15 protein-coding genes and 1 pseudogene are annotated in these 15,936 nt (G+C 38.8%); 8 read left to right on the forward strand and 8 right to left on the reverse strand.

Features of this window, described 5'->3' with window-relative positions; genetic code table 11:
• Window positions 1-133 precede the first annotated feature (133 nt).
• Both HJG58_RS02380 and HJG58_RS02385 read left to right on the forward strand, forming a co-directional pair.
• The gene (locus HJG58_RS02380; protein ID WP_170247794.1) at window positions 134-1,603 is read left to right on the forward strand and encodes an NCS1 family nucleobase:cation symporter-1; all 1,470 of its coding nucleotides are present in this window, start codon (window positions 134-136) and stop codon (window positions 1,601-1,603) included.
• The gene (locus HJG58_RS02385) at window positions 1,600-2,334 is read left to right on the forward strand and encodes an aspartate/glutamate racemase family protein (protein ID WP_170247795.1); all 735 of its coding nucleotides are present in this window, start codon (window positions 1,600-1,602) and stop codon (window positions 2,332-2,334) included. The genes HJG58_RS02380 and HJG58_RS02385 overlap by 4 nt, the downstream gene beginning before the upstream one ends.
• Before the next feature lie 67 nt (window positions 2,335-2,401).
• On the opposite strand, the gene tauD is transcribed toward HJG58_RS02385, so the two are convergent.
• Genes tauD through tauA form a run of 4 tightly spaced genes read right to left on the reverse strand, consistent with a single transcriptional unit; the run spans window position 2,402 to window position 6,002 of the window.
• Entirely contained in the window at window positions 2,402-3,283 is an 882-nt protein-coding gene (tauD, locus tag HJG58_RS02390; protein ID WP_001099243.1) for a taurine dioxygenase, read from the reverse strand.
• 8 nt (window positions 3,284-3,291) lie between these two features.
• On the reverse strand, window positions 3,292-4,161 hold the full coding sequence (tauC, locus tag HJG58_RS02395; protein ID WP_017481613.1) for a taurine ABC transporter permease TauC: 870 nt from the start codon (window positions 4,159-4,161) through the stop codon (window positions 3,292-3,294).
• Window positions 4,158-4,952 carry a taurine ABC transporter ATP-binding protein gene (locus tag HJG58_RS02400; RefSeq protein WP_170247796.1) on the reverse strand — a complete coding sequence of 265 codons (795 nt, stop codon included), beginning with the start codon at window positions 4,950-4,952 and terminating at the stop codon, window positions 4,158-4,160. The genes tauC and HJG58_RS02400 overlap by 4 nt, the downstream gene beginning before the upstream one ends.
• Window positions 4,953-4,961: 9 nt before the next feature.
• Window positions 4,962-6,002: a taurine ABC transporter substrate-binding protein gene (tauA, locus tag HJG58_RS02405; RefSeq protein ID WP_170247797.1), complete on the reverse strand. Its 1,041-nt coding sequence runs from the start codon at window positions 6,000-6,002 to the stop codon at window positions 4,962-4,964.
• Between the two features lie 441 nt (window positions 6,003-6,443).
• Here tauA and HJG58_RS02410 point away from each other — a divergent pair, with 441 nt between their 5' ends.
• Window positions 6,444-7,628: a hypothetical protein gene (locus HJG58_RS02410; protein ID WP_170247798.1), complete on the forward strand. Its 1,185-nt coding sequence runs from the start codon at window positions 6,444-6,446 to the stop codon at window positions 7,626-7,628.
• Window positions 7,629-7,762: 134 nt separating this feature from the next.
• Here the strand turns inward: HJG58_RS02410 and HJG58_RS02415 are convergent.
• Window positions 7,763-7,939 (reverse strand): annotated as a pseudogene (locus tag HJG58_RS02415) (monooxygenase); the annotation flags it as partial.
• 118 nt (window positions 7,940-8,057) lie between these two features.
• Window positions 8,058-8,876 carry a hypothetical protein gene (locus HJG58_RS02420; RefSeq protein WP_170247799.1) on the reverse strand — a complete coding sequence of 273 codons (819 nt, stop codon included), beginning with the start codon at window positions 8,874-8,876 and terminating at the stop codon, window positions 8,058-8,060.
• Window positions 8,877-9,519: 643 nt separating this feature from the next.
• On the opposite strand from HJG58_RS02420, the gene HJG58_RS02425 reads away from it, so the two are divergent.
• The 5 genes from HJG58_RS02425 to HJG58_RS02445 all read left to right on the forward strand — a co-directional run bounded on the left by HJG58_RS02425 (window position 9,520) and on the right by HJG58_RS02445 (window position 14,649).
• A complete protein-coding gene (locus tag HJG58_RS02425) occupies window positions 9,520-10,965 on the forward strand; it encodes a cytochrome ubiquinol oxidase subunit I (protein ID WP_170247800.1) in 1,446 nt (481 codons plus the stop codon).
• A complete protein-coding gene (gene cydB, locus HJG58_RS02430) occupies window positions 10,958-11,965 on the forward strand; it encodes a cytochrome d ubiquinol oxidase subunit II (RefSeq protein ID WP_170247801.1) in 1,008 nt (335 codons plus the stop codon). The genes HJG58_RS02425 and cydB overlap by 8 nt, the downstream gene beginning before the upstream one ends.
• Window positions 11,966-11,979: 14 nt before the next feature.
• On the forward strand, window positions 11,980-12,114 hold the full coding sequence (locus HJG58_RS02435; RefSeq protein WP_000749813.1) for a hypothetical protein: 135 nt from the start codon (window positions 11,980-11,982) through the stop codon (window positions 12,112-12,114).
• Window positions 12,115-12,212: 98 nt separating this feature from the next.
• Window positions 12,213-13,631, forward strand: a complete 1,419-nt coding sequence (locus HJG58_RS02440) for an aminotransferase-like domain-containing protein (protein WP_170247802.1) — start codon at window positions 12,213-12,215, stop codon at window positions 13,629-13,631.
• Between the two features lie 100 nt (window positions 13,632-13,731).
• A complete protein-coding gene (locus tag HJG58_RS02445) occupies window positions 13,732-14,649 on the forward strand; it encodes a LysR family transcriptional regulator (RefSeq protein WP_019458888.1) in 918 nt (305 codons plus the stop codon).
• A 54-nt stretch (window positions 14,650-14,703) separates the two neighbouring features.
• On the opposite strand, the gene madM is transcribed toward HJG58_RS02445, so the two are convergent.
• Together madM and madL are read right to left on the reverse strand one after the other, a co-directional pair.
• The gene (gene madM, locus HJG58_RS02450) at window positions 14,704-15,465 is read right to left on the reverse strand and encodes a malonate transporter subunit MadM (protein WP_002133212.1); all 762 of its coding nucleotides are present in this window, start codon (window positions 15,463-15,465) and stop codon (window positions 14,704-14,706) included.
• Between the two features lie 42 nt (window positions 15,466-15,507).
• Window positions 15,508-15,909 carry a malonate transporter subunit MadL gene (madL, locus tag HJG58_RS02455; protein WP_170247803.1) on the reverse strand — a complete coding sequence of 134 codons (402 nt, stop codon included), beginning with the start codon at window positions 15,907-15,909 and terminating at the stop codon, window positions 15,508-15,510.
• Between the last annotated feature and the right edge of the window lie 27 nt (window positions 15,910-15,936).

A 15,936-nucleotide genomic window follows, 5' to 3' on the forward strand; every position in this document is an offset into this window, starting at 1 on the left:
CACAACTTTTGCTCAATAGAATTGTGCACAATCAAAATAACACATTGTGCACAATTTTAACTTCTTTCTTTTAGTCAGAGTTTCAAGCTGCTGAAGAACGTGCCCGCCCAACATAGGGAAGTGAGTGTTCAAGATGAATAATACCGAAGCAATAATTAAACCTTCTTATGATGCAAAGCTAACAAATCAAGACCTAGCTCCTTTAAAAAAGCAAACTTGGGGCGCTTATAATATTTTTGCCTTTTGGATGTCTGATGTTCATAGTGTCGGCGGTTATGTCATGGCTGGGAGCCTTTTTGCACTTGGGCTCAATAGCTGGCAGGTACTTCTCTCTTTACTGATCGGCATTGCCATTGTTCAGTTTTTTACAAACCTGATTGCCAAGTCTAGTCAACAAACTGGCACGCCCTATCCTGTTATTTGCCGTGCAACCTTCGGTGTGCTTGGTGCAAATATTCCTGCTGTTATTCGTGGGCTTATTGCTGTCGCATGGTATGGCATTCAAACCTATTTGGCCTCAAGTGCATTCTTATTGGTCATTTTAAAGTTCTTTCCAGAATGGTCCGTCTATGCCGATGTTTCAAATTACGGCTTTCTTGGGCTTTCCTATTTAGGATGGGTTGGCTTTATGCTGCTTTGGTTACTGCAAGCGATTGTTTTTTGGTCTGGCATGGACAGCATTCGTAAATTTATTGACTGGGCAGGTCCGGCTGTCTACGTTGTGATGTTTGCGATGGCAGTCTGGCTCATATGGAAAGCTGGATGGCAGAATATTGATTTAAACCTAAGTGGTGTTCAATACGACGGTTTTGCGGTTGTACCTGTCATGATTGGTGCTATTGCTCTCGTTGTCTCATATTTTTCAGGTCCGATGCTGAATTTTGGTGACTTCTCTCGTTATGGCAAAAGCTTTAACGCGATTAAAATGGGCAACTTTCTTGGACTACCAATTAATTTCTTAGGCTTTTCTTTACTTACTGTTGTATGTATTGCGGCAACGCTTCCAGTCTACGGCAAGCTCATTACAGACCCTGTCGAGATGGTTGGTAAACTGGATAATACCTTTGTGGTGATTCTAGGTAGTTTGACCTTAATGATTGCCACGATTGGGATTAATATTGTCGCTAACTTTGTTTCACCTGCCTTTGATTTTTCCAACGTTTCACCGAGCAAAATTAGCTGGCGCATGGGTGGAATGATCGCAGCAGTTGGTTCGATTTTCATTACCCCATGGAATTTGTTTAATAATCCTCAAGTGATCCATTACACCATTGATATTTTAGGCGCATTTATCGGTCCACTTTTTGGTATATTGCTCGCCGATTTTTACCTCATTAAAAAACAAAAAATTGTGGTAGATGATTTATATACCTTAGATACCAAAGGTTCGTATTGGTACAAAAATGGTTATAACCACTCTGCCTTTTATGCCTTAATTCCTGCTTCATTAATTCCTATTCTCTGCGTACTTTTACCACAACTGTCGGGGCTTGCTAATTTCACATGGTTTATTGGGATGGGATTCGGTTTTGTCATTTACCGATTTCTTAACCAACCGCTTGCCCATGCTAAATCGGCAATGACTAAGGTAAAAGTACAATGAAAATTAAAATTATTAATCCTAATACTACTCAAAGCATGACAGACAAAATTGCTGCATCAGCAAAGGTAGTCGCGAGTTCTGGTACTCAAATTATTGCAGTGAGTCCTCAAATGGGCCCTGCAACGATTGAAAGTTATTATGATGAAGCCCTAAGTGCCGTAGGTGTGCTGGAGGAAATCTGCCAAGGTGAACAGCAAAATGTAGATGCTTATGTTATTGCCTGTTTTGGCGACCCTGCGCTTTATGCCGCCCGTGAAATCACTTCGGCACCTGTGATTGGGATTGCCGAAGCAGCCATGCGAACTGCAAGTTATGTCAGTACTGGTTTTAGTGTGGTGACAACCTTACAACGCACAGTGAATATGAGCTGGCATCTGGCTCATCGCTATGGGGCTACGCCATTTTGCAAAAATGTTCGAGCTTGTGACATTGCCGTTGAAGAATTGGAGCTTCCTGACTCAGATGCTTATCGAACCATACGAGATGAATGCAAAAAAGCACTCGCTGAAGATAAAAGCGATGCGATTGTTTTAGGATGTGCAGGTATGAGTGATTTGTGTCTAAAGCTACAAAACGAGTTAGGCGTAATCGTTATTGACGGCGTTGCAGCAGCAGTTAAACAAGCTGAAATGTTAGTTCAGTTAAATTTAAAAACCAGCAAAGTTGGTGATTGGGCCTCACCTCCTGTAAAGAACTACACAGGCATATTGTCAGGATTTGGAATGCGCTAAAGAGTTAATATTTCAATTCCAGCTCAAAACTCAGAGTTGGAATTGAAATAAAGAATAATTAAAGGAATTAAGCCTCTGCTAACTCTGGCTGTTGTTCTTCTTTATAAAATGGCACATCGCCATTAATAGTTGCGCGGTGCATAATTCGATGAGCATCTCCGTAATCAAATAATGCTTTATGTTGTGTGCAACGGTTATCCCAAATCGCGACGTCACCGTCTTGCCATTTCCAGCGTAAATGAAATTGCTCTTGGGTCGCATGTTCAAACAAGAAATTAAGTAATTGCTCACTTTCTTGTTCGGGTAACTCATTAATGTGTGTGGTAAAACCCTCACTTACGAACAACAAAGGCTCGCCTGTGACCGGATGGGTACGCACCACTGGATGAACCACTGGAGGATTACGCTTAAAGGTTTGTAACAGCTTTTCACGTTCTTCTTCGTTATGAGCAAAACGCTCAAGTGGAAAAGACTTACGAATATCGTGTGTTGCAGTTAAGCCACGCAATTTTTGCTGTAACTCAAGCGGAAGCCCTTTAAAAGCTGCTGTGTTGCTCGACCACAACGTGTCACCACCTACAGGTGGAATTTTAATAGCTTGCAACACACAACCTAAAGGTGGAGTTTTACTAAAAGTCACATCTGTGTGCCAAAGTTCATTGTCACGCAAATCTTGTTTCCAACTGTCGAGCACCATCACCTCAGGTACATCTTCAATTGAAGGATAAATCGGGTGCACATGCAATGTGCCAAAACTACGGGCCAAGTCTGCTTGTGCTTGTGGTGCTAATTGTTGCTTTCGAAAAAAAATGACCTGATGATCAAGCAAAGCCTGCTGGATTTGTTGCGTTGTCTGTTCATTTAACGCATTCAAATCAATATCGTGAATAATTGCGCCAATGGTAGGCTTGATCACTTCTATATTTAAGTTTGCTACTACTGTATTCATCTTCTTTACTACAACTGCTGACCATACCAAGGAGAAAACTGTTTTTGTAACCAACGTAAAAACAGCTCAAAACTAACTGCGACAATCGCAATCACAATAATGCCCAGAATCACCGTATCGGTAATTAAGAACTGTGCTGCCGATTGCACCATAAAACCAATACCACGGTCCGCTGCAACCAACTCTGCTGCAACTAATGTTGACCAACCCACCCCAAGACCAATACGAATACCGGTAATAATATGAGGTAAGGCTGTTGGTAAAATGACATGCCAAAAGACTTGTGACTGACTTGCCCCTAGCGACAATGCTGCACGTTCACGATTAAGCTGATGGCTTAACACACCATGCGCACTACTAATAATGACAGGCGCCAAAATCGAGAAGAAAATCAAAAGTACTTTTGTGGTTTCACCAATACCGAACCAAATAACAAGTAACGGCAAATAAGCTAACGGCGGAATTGGTCGTAGCAATTCAACCAAAGGATCTAGAACAGCACGAACCCATTTGTTCAGCCCCATCCACAAACCCAGCGGAACACCAATCACCACGGCAGCAATCAAAGCTAAAAATACACGAGAAATGCTGGCTGCCAAATGTTGCCACAAAGTTGCTTTCATAAAGCCTTCTTGGCTGACCGATATAAATTTTTGCCAGACTGCCTGTGGACTCGGTAAAAACAGTTCAGGTACAACATGCAAAGCAGTAATGAGGAACCAGAGTGCAACTACACTTCCCACACTGATTATGCTGACCGCCAAAGTACGATGCTTCTCAAAGAATGACGATAGAAAAGAAGCACTTTCTGTTTGTACATCTGGCTTAATTTTTAGCTCTGCCTTGTCATATTCATAGACGTTATCTTTAGTGTTCATGTAGGTAACGCCTCCTTACCGCTTTGTTTTTGTACCCTTAAACTTTCAAATAGCTGTTCTCTGAGCTGAATAAATTGAGAATCCGATTTAATTGAGCGAATAGACTCGCCCTGACGATATCGTTGGGCAAAATCGAGATGTAGAGTTTCTACAATTTTGCCTGGATGCGCTGTCATTAGTACCAGCTGATTGCTGAGCAATAATGCTTCTTCAATGTCATGAGTAATCAAAAAGAAGCTTTTATTTTGTTGAATCCATAAATCGAGCACTAACTGCTGCATGTTTTCACGCGTAAAAGCATCTAATGCGGCAAAAGGTTCATCTAATAAAATAAACGGCGCGTGACTGATCAAAGCTCTGGCAATACCAACACGTTGTTTCATACCACCGGAAAGTTCCCAGATATTGGCTTTTTCAACGTGACTTAAACCCACAATTTTTAAAATTGCGTTCACTTGTGCTTCGATATCCGCGCGCTTTAAACCTTTTAACTGCAAAGCGAAGCCAACATTATCTGCAACATTCAACCAAGGAAGTAAGGCGTGATCTTGAAATACAACAGCACGAGTTACATCTGGTCCAGTTACGACTTCATGATTTACAAGCACATCACCTGAACTCGGCTTTTGAAACCCTGCCAAGATATTAAGCAAAGTTGTTTTGCCACAACCCGACTCACCTAAAATCACGGTTAAAGAACCTTCTTCAATGGTTAGGTTAATGTCTTGTAAAACTGGCTTTTGCTGTTTAGGAAAAGTCAGATGAATATGTTTGGCTTCTAGTACACTCATGACAACTCCTTAAGGCTGCAAAAATGAAGAATTCACATTGCCTTTATAATCGGCTTTCAGTTGATCGACTTTGCCCTGACCTTTTAAGAACTTCGCTGTATCAAAAATATTTTGCGCAAATTCACCATCTAACGTTTGTTTTTGCTGAGCGTGGTCAAGGTAAATATTTCCTCTTAATAAAAGCGGGATATCTTTTGCATCAGAACCTGTGAGCTGCGCAATTTTTTGCACGTTATCGGCATCTTTAACGTAAGCGGCTGGGTCTTGATTATATTTTTCGAGTTGCTCAAGTGTGGTTTGAACAAAAGCTTTCAAGAAGTCAGGATTTTTCTCTGCAAAATCTTTACGTACAACCCATAAGTCATAAGTTGGAGCGCCCCATTCACCGACTTGTTTTGAGTCGGTTAAAACCGTACCAGATGCTTTGGCTTTACTTAAAGCAGGTTCCCAAACATAGGCAGCATCAATATCACCACGTTCCCACGCCGCTGAAATTTCAGGTGGACGCAAGTTAATAATTTTTACTTTGTCTTCTGGAATGTTCCAATGTTTAAGTGCAGACAAAAGGCTGTAATGGGTTGTCGAAACAAACGGTACAGCAATGGTTTTGCCAATTAAATCTTGAGGAGTTTTAATTCCTGACTTATTACTTACTACTAATGCTTCAGATCCACCAAGTTTTGATGTAATTAAGAATACTTCAATCGGTAAATCACGGCTTGCTGCAGCAGCAAGTGGACTTGAGCCAATATTGCCAAGTACGACATCACCTGAAGCAAGTGCGTTTACAACATCTGAACCCGCATCAAATTTTTTCCATTGAATGATACGTTGACTATGTTTTTCATAGTCTCCATTCGCCTGTGCAACTTTGCTTGGGTCAACTCCGGTTTGATAAGCAATCACGACAGGTTTGTTGTCACGAACTAAAGCACCCGTATTATTATCTTTCTTATTTTGCCATACGATAAATGCAACAATTGCTACAACCACAATTGCCGTGATAATCAACGGTTTGGTCTTTGTGCTCATAATTTCATGATCTTTCAATAATATAAGCCCATGGTATGCAGCCGGCTTTATAATGAAAAATAAAAAAATATGAGTTGCTTATCAGGTTTTTATAAATAACTTTTCCTTATAAGTTTTTATCTTTTGGGAAAAAGCAAATTTTAAATAATCTTATAGAATAGATACAAAATTAAAATACTTATATATCAATAAGTAAAAACGACATTCCCAAATCATATGATTGTGAAAGCCTGACATATGCCCTTTAGTATTTTATCCTCTGATATTTGATCATTTTTATTTTTGCTTATTGTATCCAGAGTTTTGCATCTAATTAATTTTCTTTCTTTTATATAAGGTTTAGATTTTATTATCTTTTTATCTTAAAACCTCTGCAAATATTGAGATTTGGACAAATCTTTTTCTGGTTTATACATGACGCAAATTTAATTTTTATTTTTTAAGAGGAGAAAAATTCTTTTGTTTAAACATTCTCAAATTTTGACAAAAACATTAATTACAACATCTTTGCTTACATTCAGCCTTTCAAGTCATGCAGCGCTTACCTTTGGCAATGCTGAAGAAGGTCAACTTAAAGTAAGCGGTACTGTTCGAGCTAAATATGTTTATGATTTTGACTCTGATCCCACTACCAGTAAATTTTCTTTTAATGACGCAGTATTATGGCTGGACTATAACTCTCCGAAATGGATTGGTCGTTTAGATTATCGAGTTTATGAATATTACGGACGTCTAGGCGATGCCAATTGGCTCACCGATGCATGGTTAGGTTATAAAATTAATGATAACAGTAAAATTATTGCTGGCTTAAACCCCGTTCCTTTTGGCTTGGGTCGCTTTTGGGGAAATACTTATTATTTAGGCATTGCCAATAGTGCTGGTTGGGAAGATGTACACAACCTTGGGGTGAAATATGATTTCAATGATGGAATCAATGAAGCACAACTCGCCTTTTATCCTACCGATGGTGGCACCTATAGAGGTAAAAGCAAAGACTCGAGTCGATTTAGTATCAACCCTATCAATGCGGATGACTCTGTACCACAAGGCACCAATACTAAAGAAAAGAACTCCATTGTTGTTCGCGGTGCTCATACCTTTAAAAATGTCTTAGGCCAAGAAAATTTCTCTACTCAACTGGGTGCATCTGCATGGTATTCCACCATTGAAAATAAACGTTCAGGGCAAGATGGCGATCGCCAAGTCTATTCGGTTTTTAGCAATACCAATTATAACCAATGGAATTTACAGCTTTTGGCCGGTTATCAAGACATTGATAATGCCGACACTCAATATAAAGATCATCTGACTCTGGGCGGTTTCGATTATTCATTTAACTCTGCAACCAAAGGTCAGATTTATTCAGCCGAACTGAGCTATTTATTTCCTCAGCAGTTTGGCCCGATTACCTCTGTCCGCCCGTACCTAAACTATAGTTCTTACCGAAAAGAACAAGATGGCTTTAAAGACTCAACCCGTTTTATACCCGGTATTGCCTTTAACTATCAAAAATTGACAGTACAAGCCGAGTTGTTGATGGGCAAACATGACCCATATTTAGGTGATAGTGAGGGTCTGGCAGCTGGTGGAACTAACGATAAATGGAATAAAAAAGCGTTTGTAATTTTTGCTTATTACTTCTAACTCTAAAAATAAAGGCCAACAGATGTTGGCCTTTATTTTATTTAGAGATTTACTTTCACTCTAATCAATTACTGGTGAATTGCTGAGAGGAAGTTCTGTTTTATCTTCATCGATAACATTGACATCTTCGTATACTGCTCACGGATTAAAGCCCCCTTTTTTTAATACGGGCAAAAGTCGGTCTGAAATTTTCTGCCAATTCATCATAACGTGATGACTGCTTCACCCCACACGCGAGAAATACTTAAGGCCTGACTAAGTGCTGCATGCGTTAGTGAACCGAGATGATGCTCAAAATTTAAATTTCTCATGTAAGTAAAACCAATATTGCTTTGCTTTTACCATAAAATATTTATTTCACATGAAAACGATTATTTTTTTATAACTGTATTCATTCTTTATATAAAGCAAAACAAAAGCCTGAAAGCGCTAAGCAATCTCTTTCTTGTTAAGACTATGCTGACTTTGCAATAAGGTTTGCATATATTCTGAATAGACAGATAACTTTTCAAAAATATGTTCTGAATAAAACATGTCGTCAATTAAATGCGTCATTTGAGGCGTCGTGAAAGTGTCACAGAGTCCTACCAATTCAGCATTCATTTGAGCAAATTTCGCGCATAATTTGACATAAGTTTCATCTTTATTTTTGAATAATAATTTCCGCATTTCTAAGCCATTGAGGTTTTTTAAGTCATCATGTTTTGTGGTTTTAATCCAATAAATTTTTATTTTTAAAAACTGTTCAAGTTGATTTAGAGCCTCTAAATCAATTTCTAAATATGTTATTAAAAAAACTGTAGAGATATCACTTCGGCATAGTGCCTTGATTAAGCTTAGATAAATAAATTCGACTTCATTAAGCTCTGCAAGTTCCAAATCGATATAAATTTTTAGACTTTCTAAAACGTCATCTACTTTGAATAAGGCTTTTTTTTCAGCTTGGTAATATTTATTAAGAATAGAAAGCACAGGCGTAGTCGCAGGCGTTGTATAAATAGCAGCCTTATTTAGGTTAGCAAAAATAAATGGTGAAAATAGATAAGCCACACTACTTTGCTGTGGCTCAATATGAGATTGGATTAAATATACAGTTTCAGATTTAGAAAAGTCTCTGAGTACTTTCGCTCTTAATAAAGTAGCTTCAAAATTAACGTAAGTCTGCTCTAACTGAACTAATGTAGATACAGGAATAGGCTGATTTTTAATAATTTTATGCAGGACATTGAGTTGAGAAGTAATAAACATTTTTTAACATCCAAGCTATTTTAGAAGAGCTACACTTAAATCAGGTCTTTAATAACCTACGTAACAACCAGACCTCACGCAAAACAACAAAGGAATAAAAGAGAAGAAACTATTCTGCGCTTATTACCCAAAGTCGCATTCACTTTGTTTTGGAGAGTGATTTTGGCCATTCGTAAATCTTGTTCATTTATTTTGGACTTTTGAAGAATGGATACATAGCTACAGATAATTGAAAAAAAACTATAGCACACCTCATGACTGCTCCAGACTGTTATAGTTTTATAAAAAATTTCTGTATCTACATATACAAAAAGAGTAAGTGCATGATTAGGGAAACTTCTTAAGGTAGGTAGTTTTCATGAGACGATCTATTGCATATCGCCAGATATTTCATCAATGTTTCAATGCAACATGCATTTTTACAAATGCAACATCAAGCATAAACTTTGTTAACAGATTGAGAACAATCAATCAGTCTATTCTCTTGGAATATCAAGCAATTATATTGCTTAACCCTGTTGGCATTTTACTTGCTAAGAACATTTATCACAGAAGTAAGTTTAATCGCCAAAATACTTTGTTGCCTGAAAATAAGTATTTAACTCATTCAATCATCATCAGCTAGTTCACAGGGGGAAAGTTTATGAGCCTCGGTCTAACCGCTCTAGAATTAGCGCGAATACAATTTGCTTTTACAGTATCCTTCCATATTATTTTTCCGGCCACTTCCATCGGTCTTGCCTGCTTTTTAGCAGTGTTAGAGTGGAAATGGTTAAGAACCCAAGACCCGATTTATAAAGATCTATTTAAATACTGGATTAAGATCTTTGCCGTTGCCTTTGGTATGGGTGTGGTCTCGGGCGTAGTCATGAGTTACCAGTTCGGTACGAACTGGAGTGAATTTTCACGTGTCGCCGGAAGTATTACTGGTCCTTTACTTACCTATGAAGTCTTGAGTGCCTTCTTCTTAGAAGCAGGTTTCTTAGGCATTATGTTATTTGGTTGGGGCCGTGTTGGTCCTCGAGCCCATTTCTTCGCAACACTTATGGTTGCCATCGGAACATGTATTTCCATGTTCTGGATCTTATCTTCGAATAGCTGGATGCAGACCCCTCAAGGCTTTGCTATCGAAAATGGCATTATTGTGCCAAAAGACTGGTTTGCAATTGTCTTTAACCCATCCTTCCCTTACCGCTTTGCCCACATGGGTGCAGCAGCTTTCTTAGTTTCATCATTATTGGTCGTCGGAACATCTGCATGGCATTTAGTAAAAGGCCGTCGCGATGAGTTGGTGAAAAAATCGTTCTCGATGGGTCTCTGGATGGTACTTGTGACTTCATGTTTGCAAGTAGTGATTGGCGATAACCATGGGTTAAACACCCGTGAACATCAACCTGCCAAACTTGCAGCAATGGAAGGACATTGGGAAACTAATCACAATGAACCAATGCCATTATTGCTATTTGCAATTCCCGATATGAAAGAAGAACGTAACCACTTCGAAGTAGGTGTTCCTTATTTGGGTAGCTTAATTTTAACGCATAGCTTAGATGGCCAAGTGACAGGTTTAAAAGATTTCGCACCAGAAGATCGTCCAAATTCAACCATCGTTTTCTGGAGCTTCCGTGTGATGGTGGGTCTTGGTGTACTCATGGTCACTTTGTCTTTAATTGCGCTTTGGTTACGTAAGCGTGGAAAACTCTATGAAACATCTTGGTTCCATAAATTTGCTTTAGTAATGGGGCCTTCTGGTTACGTTGCCATGCTTGCAGGTTGGGTAACAACTGAAGTCGGTCGTCAACCGTGGGTTGTATACGGCATTATGCGCACAAAAGACGGGCTTTCACATACTGTTTCCGCAGATCAGGTCGGACTTAGCCTGTTTATTTTTGTGGTGGTCTATACCATCGTTTTTGGTAGCGGTATCTACTACACCTTAAAACTGATTAATAAAGGCCCTGTATTTATCGATACACCAAATGTTGAAACTGGTGGCGTTGGACACTTTAAAACACCAATGCGTCCACTCAGTGCGGTCGATGAAAACATTGACGATAATCAAAAATCTGGGGAGAAACATCATGATTGATCTTTCTTTAATATGGGTCGGTATTATTGGTTTAGGTGTTTTAATTTACGTGGTCATGGACGGTTTTGACTTAGGAATCGGAATTATGTTCCCTTTCATTAAGAACAGCCAAGAACGTGATGTCATGATGAATACCGTCGCTCCTGTTTGGGATGGTAACGAAACTTGGATGGTTCTCGGTGGTGCTGGTCTATATGCTGCCTTCCCGCTGGTTTATTCAACAGTTTTATCCGCACTATATTTACCGATCATTTTTATGGTAATTGCCCTGATTTTCCGTGGCGTTGCTTTTGAATTCCGTTTTAAAGCTCACCGTACCAAACATCTTTGGGACTTGGCTTTTATTTGGGGTTCAGTTTTAACGAGCTTCCTTCAAGGGATTATTTTGGGTGCTTATATTCAAGGAATCAAAACCGAAAATGGTATTTTTGCTGGTGGGTCTCTTGATTGGCTTTCTCCGTTTACGATCTTCACAGGTATTGGCGTAGTTGCCATGTATGCTACTTTAGGCTGTGGATGGCTGATTTTAAAAACCGAAAAAGGTTTGCAGCAACGTATGTATGAGCTTATGCCAAAGCTAATTATTGCGCTGCTCATTATTTTTGGTGGCGTGAGTTTATATACGCCGTTGACTCATCCTGAAATTGCAGATCGTTGGTTCTCTTTACCAAATCTGTTCTATTTTAGTCCTGTACCGATTTTGGTCTTATTGTTTGTTGGCCTGATTTTATTGGCATGTAAAAAGCAAGATCATGACCTCAAACCATTTGCATATACATTGGCTCTCGTTTTCCTTGCATTTACTGGTTTTGTGATTAGTTTATGGCCATATATTATTCCGCCATCAGTCACAATCTGGCAAGCCGCAGCACCGCATTCAAGCCAGATGTTTGCTTTGGTTGGCGCACTTATTCTGATTCCGATCATTATTGCTTACACCATTGTGTCTTACTGGGTATTTAGAGACAAAGTTCGTGTAGGTGACGAAGGCTATCACTAAGTATGGAGGGTTTTATGAAAAAGTCATCCGTTAAACTCAATCAAACCCAATGGTTTATTTTGCTATGGCTCGGTGGTTTTTTAGCCTTAGCTGTGATTGCGGGATTGTTTAAAGTTATCTTGATTTATGCAGCCCCTTACTTAAAGTAAATCTATTGTTCTAAACAAATGCCGTTTGTAGATTCTGCAAACGGCATTTATTATTGATTAAGTGCTTCTTTCATTTTGTTATTTCGTGCAGCCCCTACATGTATAAATCAGAACAACTCGCTCATAGCATTCGCCAACTCATTGAGAGCGGCACTTTAAATGCACATGAGAAATTACCGTCATTGAGAGATCAGGTACAACGTTCTGGTTTTAGTTTAATGACCGTCATGAATGCTTATCAGGAGCTTGAATCACAAGGTCTGATCTATTCAAAAGAAAAATCTGGCTACTTTGTTGCCGAGCAAATTGCACTAAAGCCACTCGAACAATATTCAATTGTTTCACTAAACTCTAAAATTGAAATTAATTCCTTAGTTTTTAAATATCTTAAGTCAATTCAACATGAGTCTGTCGTACCTTTTGGCTCAGCTTTTCCAGACAGTCAGCTTTTAACAGCACCTAAACTTATTCAAATTATGGGGCAACTTGCGCGCAAAAGACAAAGCTATGACCAGACCACAAGCTTGCCTCCTGGTAATTTAGCGTTAAGAAAACTGATTGCTCAGCGCTACTGTATGCAAGGTATACAGACCGATCCAGATGACATTGTCATTACATCTGGAGGTTTAGATGCACTAAACCTTTCGCTACAAGCTGTCGCTCAACCCGGCGATTATATTCTATTGCAACAAACCGTGTTTTACGGCGCTTGGCAAGCCGCTGAGCGTTTAGGACTTAAAGTGATTACCATTCCTGAGCATCCGCAACATGGTTTTGATCTAGAGGCTTTTGAACAGGTTATTCATACATATCCAATTAAAGTATGTTGGCTCATGTTAAATAGCCACAACCCGATTGGTTTTACAGTCAGTGATGACATTAAATATAAAATTGCTAAGTTGCTTCACGAACATCAAATCTATTTAATTGAAGATGATGTCTATGAAGAGCTTTATTACGGTGGGCAAAAACCACTTTCAATGAAGTATTTTGATCAACAAAATCTGGTACTGCACTGTTCGTCTTTTTCTAAAACATTAGGTGCAGGTTTTCGGGTCGGTTGGGTCTATGCGGGTAAATTTTCAGACCATATTCAACACTTACAGCTCATGAGTACTATTTCAGTGAATGCACTCATTCAAAATGCATTGGTTGAGTTTTTGTCTCATCATCATTATGAAAAACACTTACGTACGCTTAGGCTTTCACTTGAGCGTTATAAAAAGCAGTTTTATCATTATTTAAAACAACATTTACCTAGCTCTTGTGAAGTGTATTACTACCCAAGTGGTTATTTTCTATGGGTCAAACTTCCTAGTACGCTGGACAGTATGCAAGTTTATGAAGAATTGATTCAGCAAGACATTGGCGTTGCGCCAAGCCCTTTGTTTAGTGTTTTACCTGCACAGCAATATTATTTAAGAATCAATTGCTCTTTTGAATGGAACACTAAAATTCAAAATGCATTAGATCAGGTTATCAAAACCATTCAACAAAGAGTTGAAGCAAGTTTATAAAGATATGCTTCGACCTAAGCACAATTTTATAGTCTTTATTTTGTGCTAACTTTATAGCTCAAATCTATAGTGTTAAGGGAAACTGGTTCAAGGAATTAATATGGAAATTGATGAAGAACTCACCCTTAAAAAAATACAGATTTTTTTAGCTTTCATGCGCTGCGGAAATTTGTCTAAAACAGCCACAGAAATGCAGTTGAGCAATGTCAGTGTTCATAAAGCCTTACATTCTTTAGAAAGTGCTTTACGTTGCCCTCTTTTTAAAAATGAAGGCCGTAACCTCATTCCTTTAAAAAGTGCTTATGTCTTTGAAGAACGGGCACAGAAAATCGTACAAGACATTTTTATTACCGTAAATAAAACCAGAGAAGCAGCAGGTTTTGCAGCCAAGGTTTTACATCTAGGTTCTCTTTATTCTTTGACGGTAAACACCATTCCAAATGTGATTAGCGGCCTTAAACTCAGACGCAGTGAGCTTGATATTCAACTGTTGCTGAGTTCGAATCAGGATTTGGTGAAAAAGCTTAAAGCAACTGAGCTGGATGCAATTATCGTGGCTTTAAATGAAACCACTCAAGATGATGACTTTGAAATTTTGCCGATGTTTTCAGACGATATCTTTCTGGCAGTCAATAAAGATTCAAAATATGCCGATTTTAAAGATATTGATTTAAGCCTTTTAAAAGAAGAAACTTTTTTAACTTTAACTAAGGGTTTTGCAACTCATAACGACAGCGACATCATTTTTAAAAAAGCAGGTTTTTCACCAAAAGTTGCTTTACAGGTCAATGATATTTTTACCCTCATTAGTATGGTCAGCTCAGGTGTCGGTTTTGCTCTACTACCCGGTCGTATTTCTGCCGTCTATGAAAGTTCAGTAAAACTTATTCCACTAAAACAGCAATATCATATGCAACAAGAAATCGGTTTAGTCTTTCTAAAAAGTAAAGAACGCGACCCAAACTTACTTGCTCTGATTGCTGAATGTCGTATGTTCGCCACTAATTTTAAAAGATAAATATCGGCAACTTATTAAAGAATAATGAGTTGCCGTTATAGGATTTTCAAAAATTTATCCAAAAATCGCATTAACCGTTAAGAAAAATACAGAAGGTCCAAGTAAACAGCCAAGTCCTGTATAGAAGGTTGCAACCAAAGCGCCATAAGGTACAAGTCGTACATCAGTGCCAGCTAGGCCTGCTGCGGTGCCACTGGTTGTTCCAGCCAAACCACCAAAGACCATGGCAGAGCGCGGACTTTTTAGATACATAAATTTCGCAAGCAATGGCGTCCCTACCATAAAGAAAACTGACTTGATTAATCCAATTGCAATAGAAAGAGCAATCACATCAGAGCTTGCACCAATTGCGGTTCCTGTAATCGGACCAACAATATAAGTCATTGCACCTGCACCGATCGTTGTCATCGAAATTGGATCTCGATACCCCATGCCCCATGCGACCAGAACTCCAATTGCAAAAGGCACAACACAACCAAGCATTAATGCAATTAGACCAATTTTGCCTGCTTTCTTCACCTCTTTCACATCAACTTCAAATGCAGTTGAAGCGATAGCTAAATCACGAATCATGGCTCCGCCCAAGAGCGCAAAACCAGAAAAAATAGCGATGTCCGAAACACCTTTGGTTCCCTGCGTATAAACTCCTGCAAAGTAAGCAACAACCAAACCTAAAGTAATCGCGATTGCAGAGCTTTGTAATTTTCCCTTCGTCAAATATTTTGAGAGTAAATGGGAAACAAACATCATTAAACCCGTTACGGCAAGAGCAGTAACTAATGCATTTTTTGATAACACAGCAATTATAGCGTCCATCATTTAAATCCTTTTTGATTGAACTTCTTGTAGTTTTATTGCTTAGGCTATTTTTTCCTTAGATTCTATTGTCCATTCATAGGTTTCATAGTCACCACTAATTCTATTTAAATAACGGATGACTAAAACCGTACCGATTAACGATGCAATAGAGACAATCAGCCCTAACATGCCACCCGATAAAGCTGCAACGACATTTTGACCTGCCGACATCGCAACAACGATCGGAATATACATACCTGACCAATACAAAATGCCGAATTGTGTGACTTGAGGTAAGTAACCTTTTTTTGCCAGTAATTCTTTAGATAAGATCAACAGAATCATTGAAATAGCAACGCCACCGACATTCGCTTTAACACCTAATACCATGCCTAAGGTATTGCCAAGATAGTCGCCTAATAAATGGCAGATCGCTAATATTGCTGTTCCATATATAATCATTGTAAATCCCTCATATCCTTGGGTTAT

The organism is Acinetobacter geminorum (assembly GCF_013009345.1).
Classification (GTDB): domain Bacteria; phylum Pseudomonadota; class Gammaproteobacteria; order Pseudomonadales; family Moraxellaceae; genus Acinetobacter; species Acinetobacter geminorum.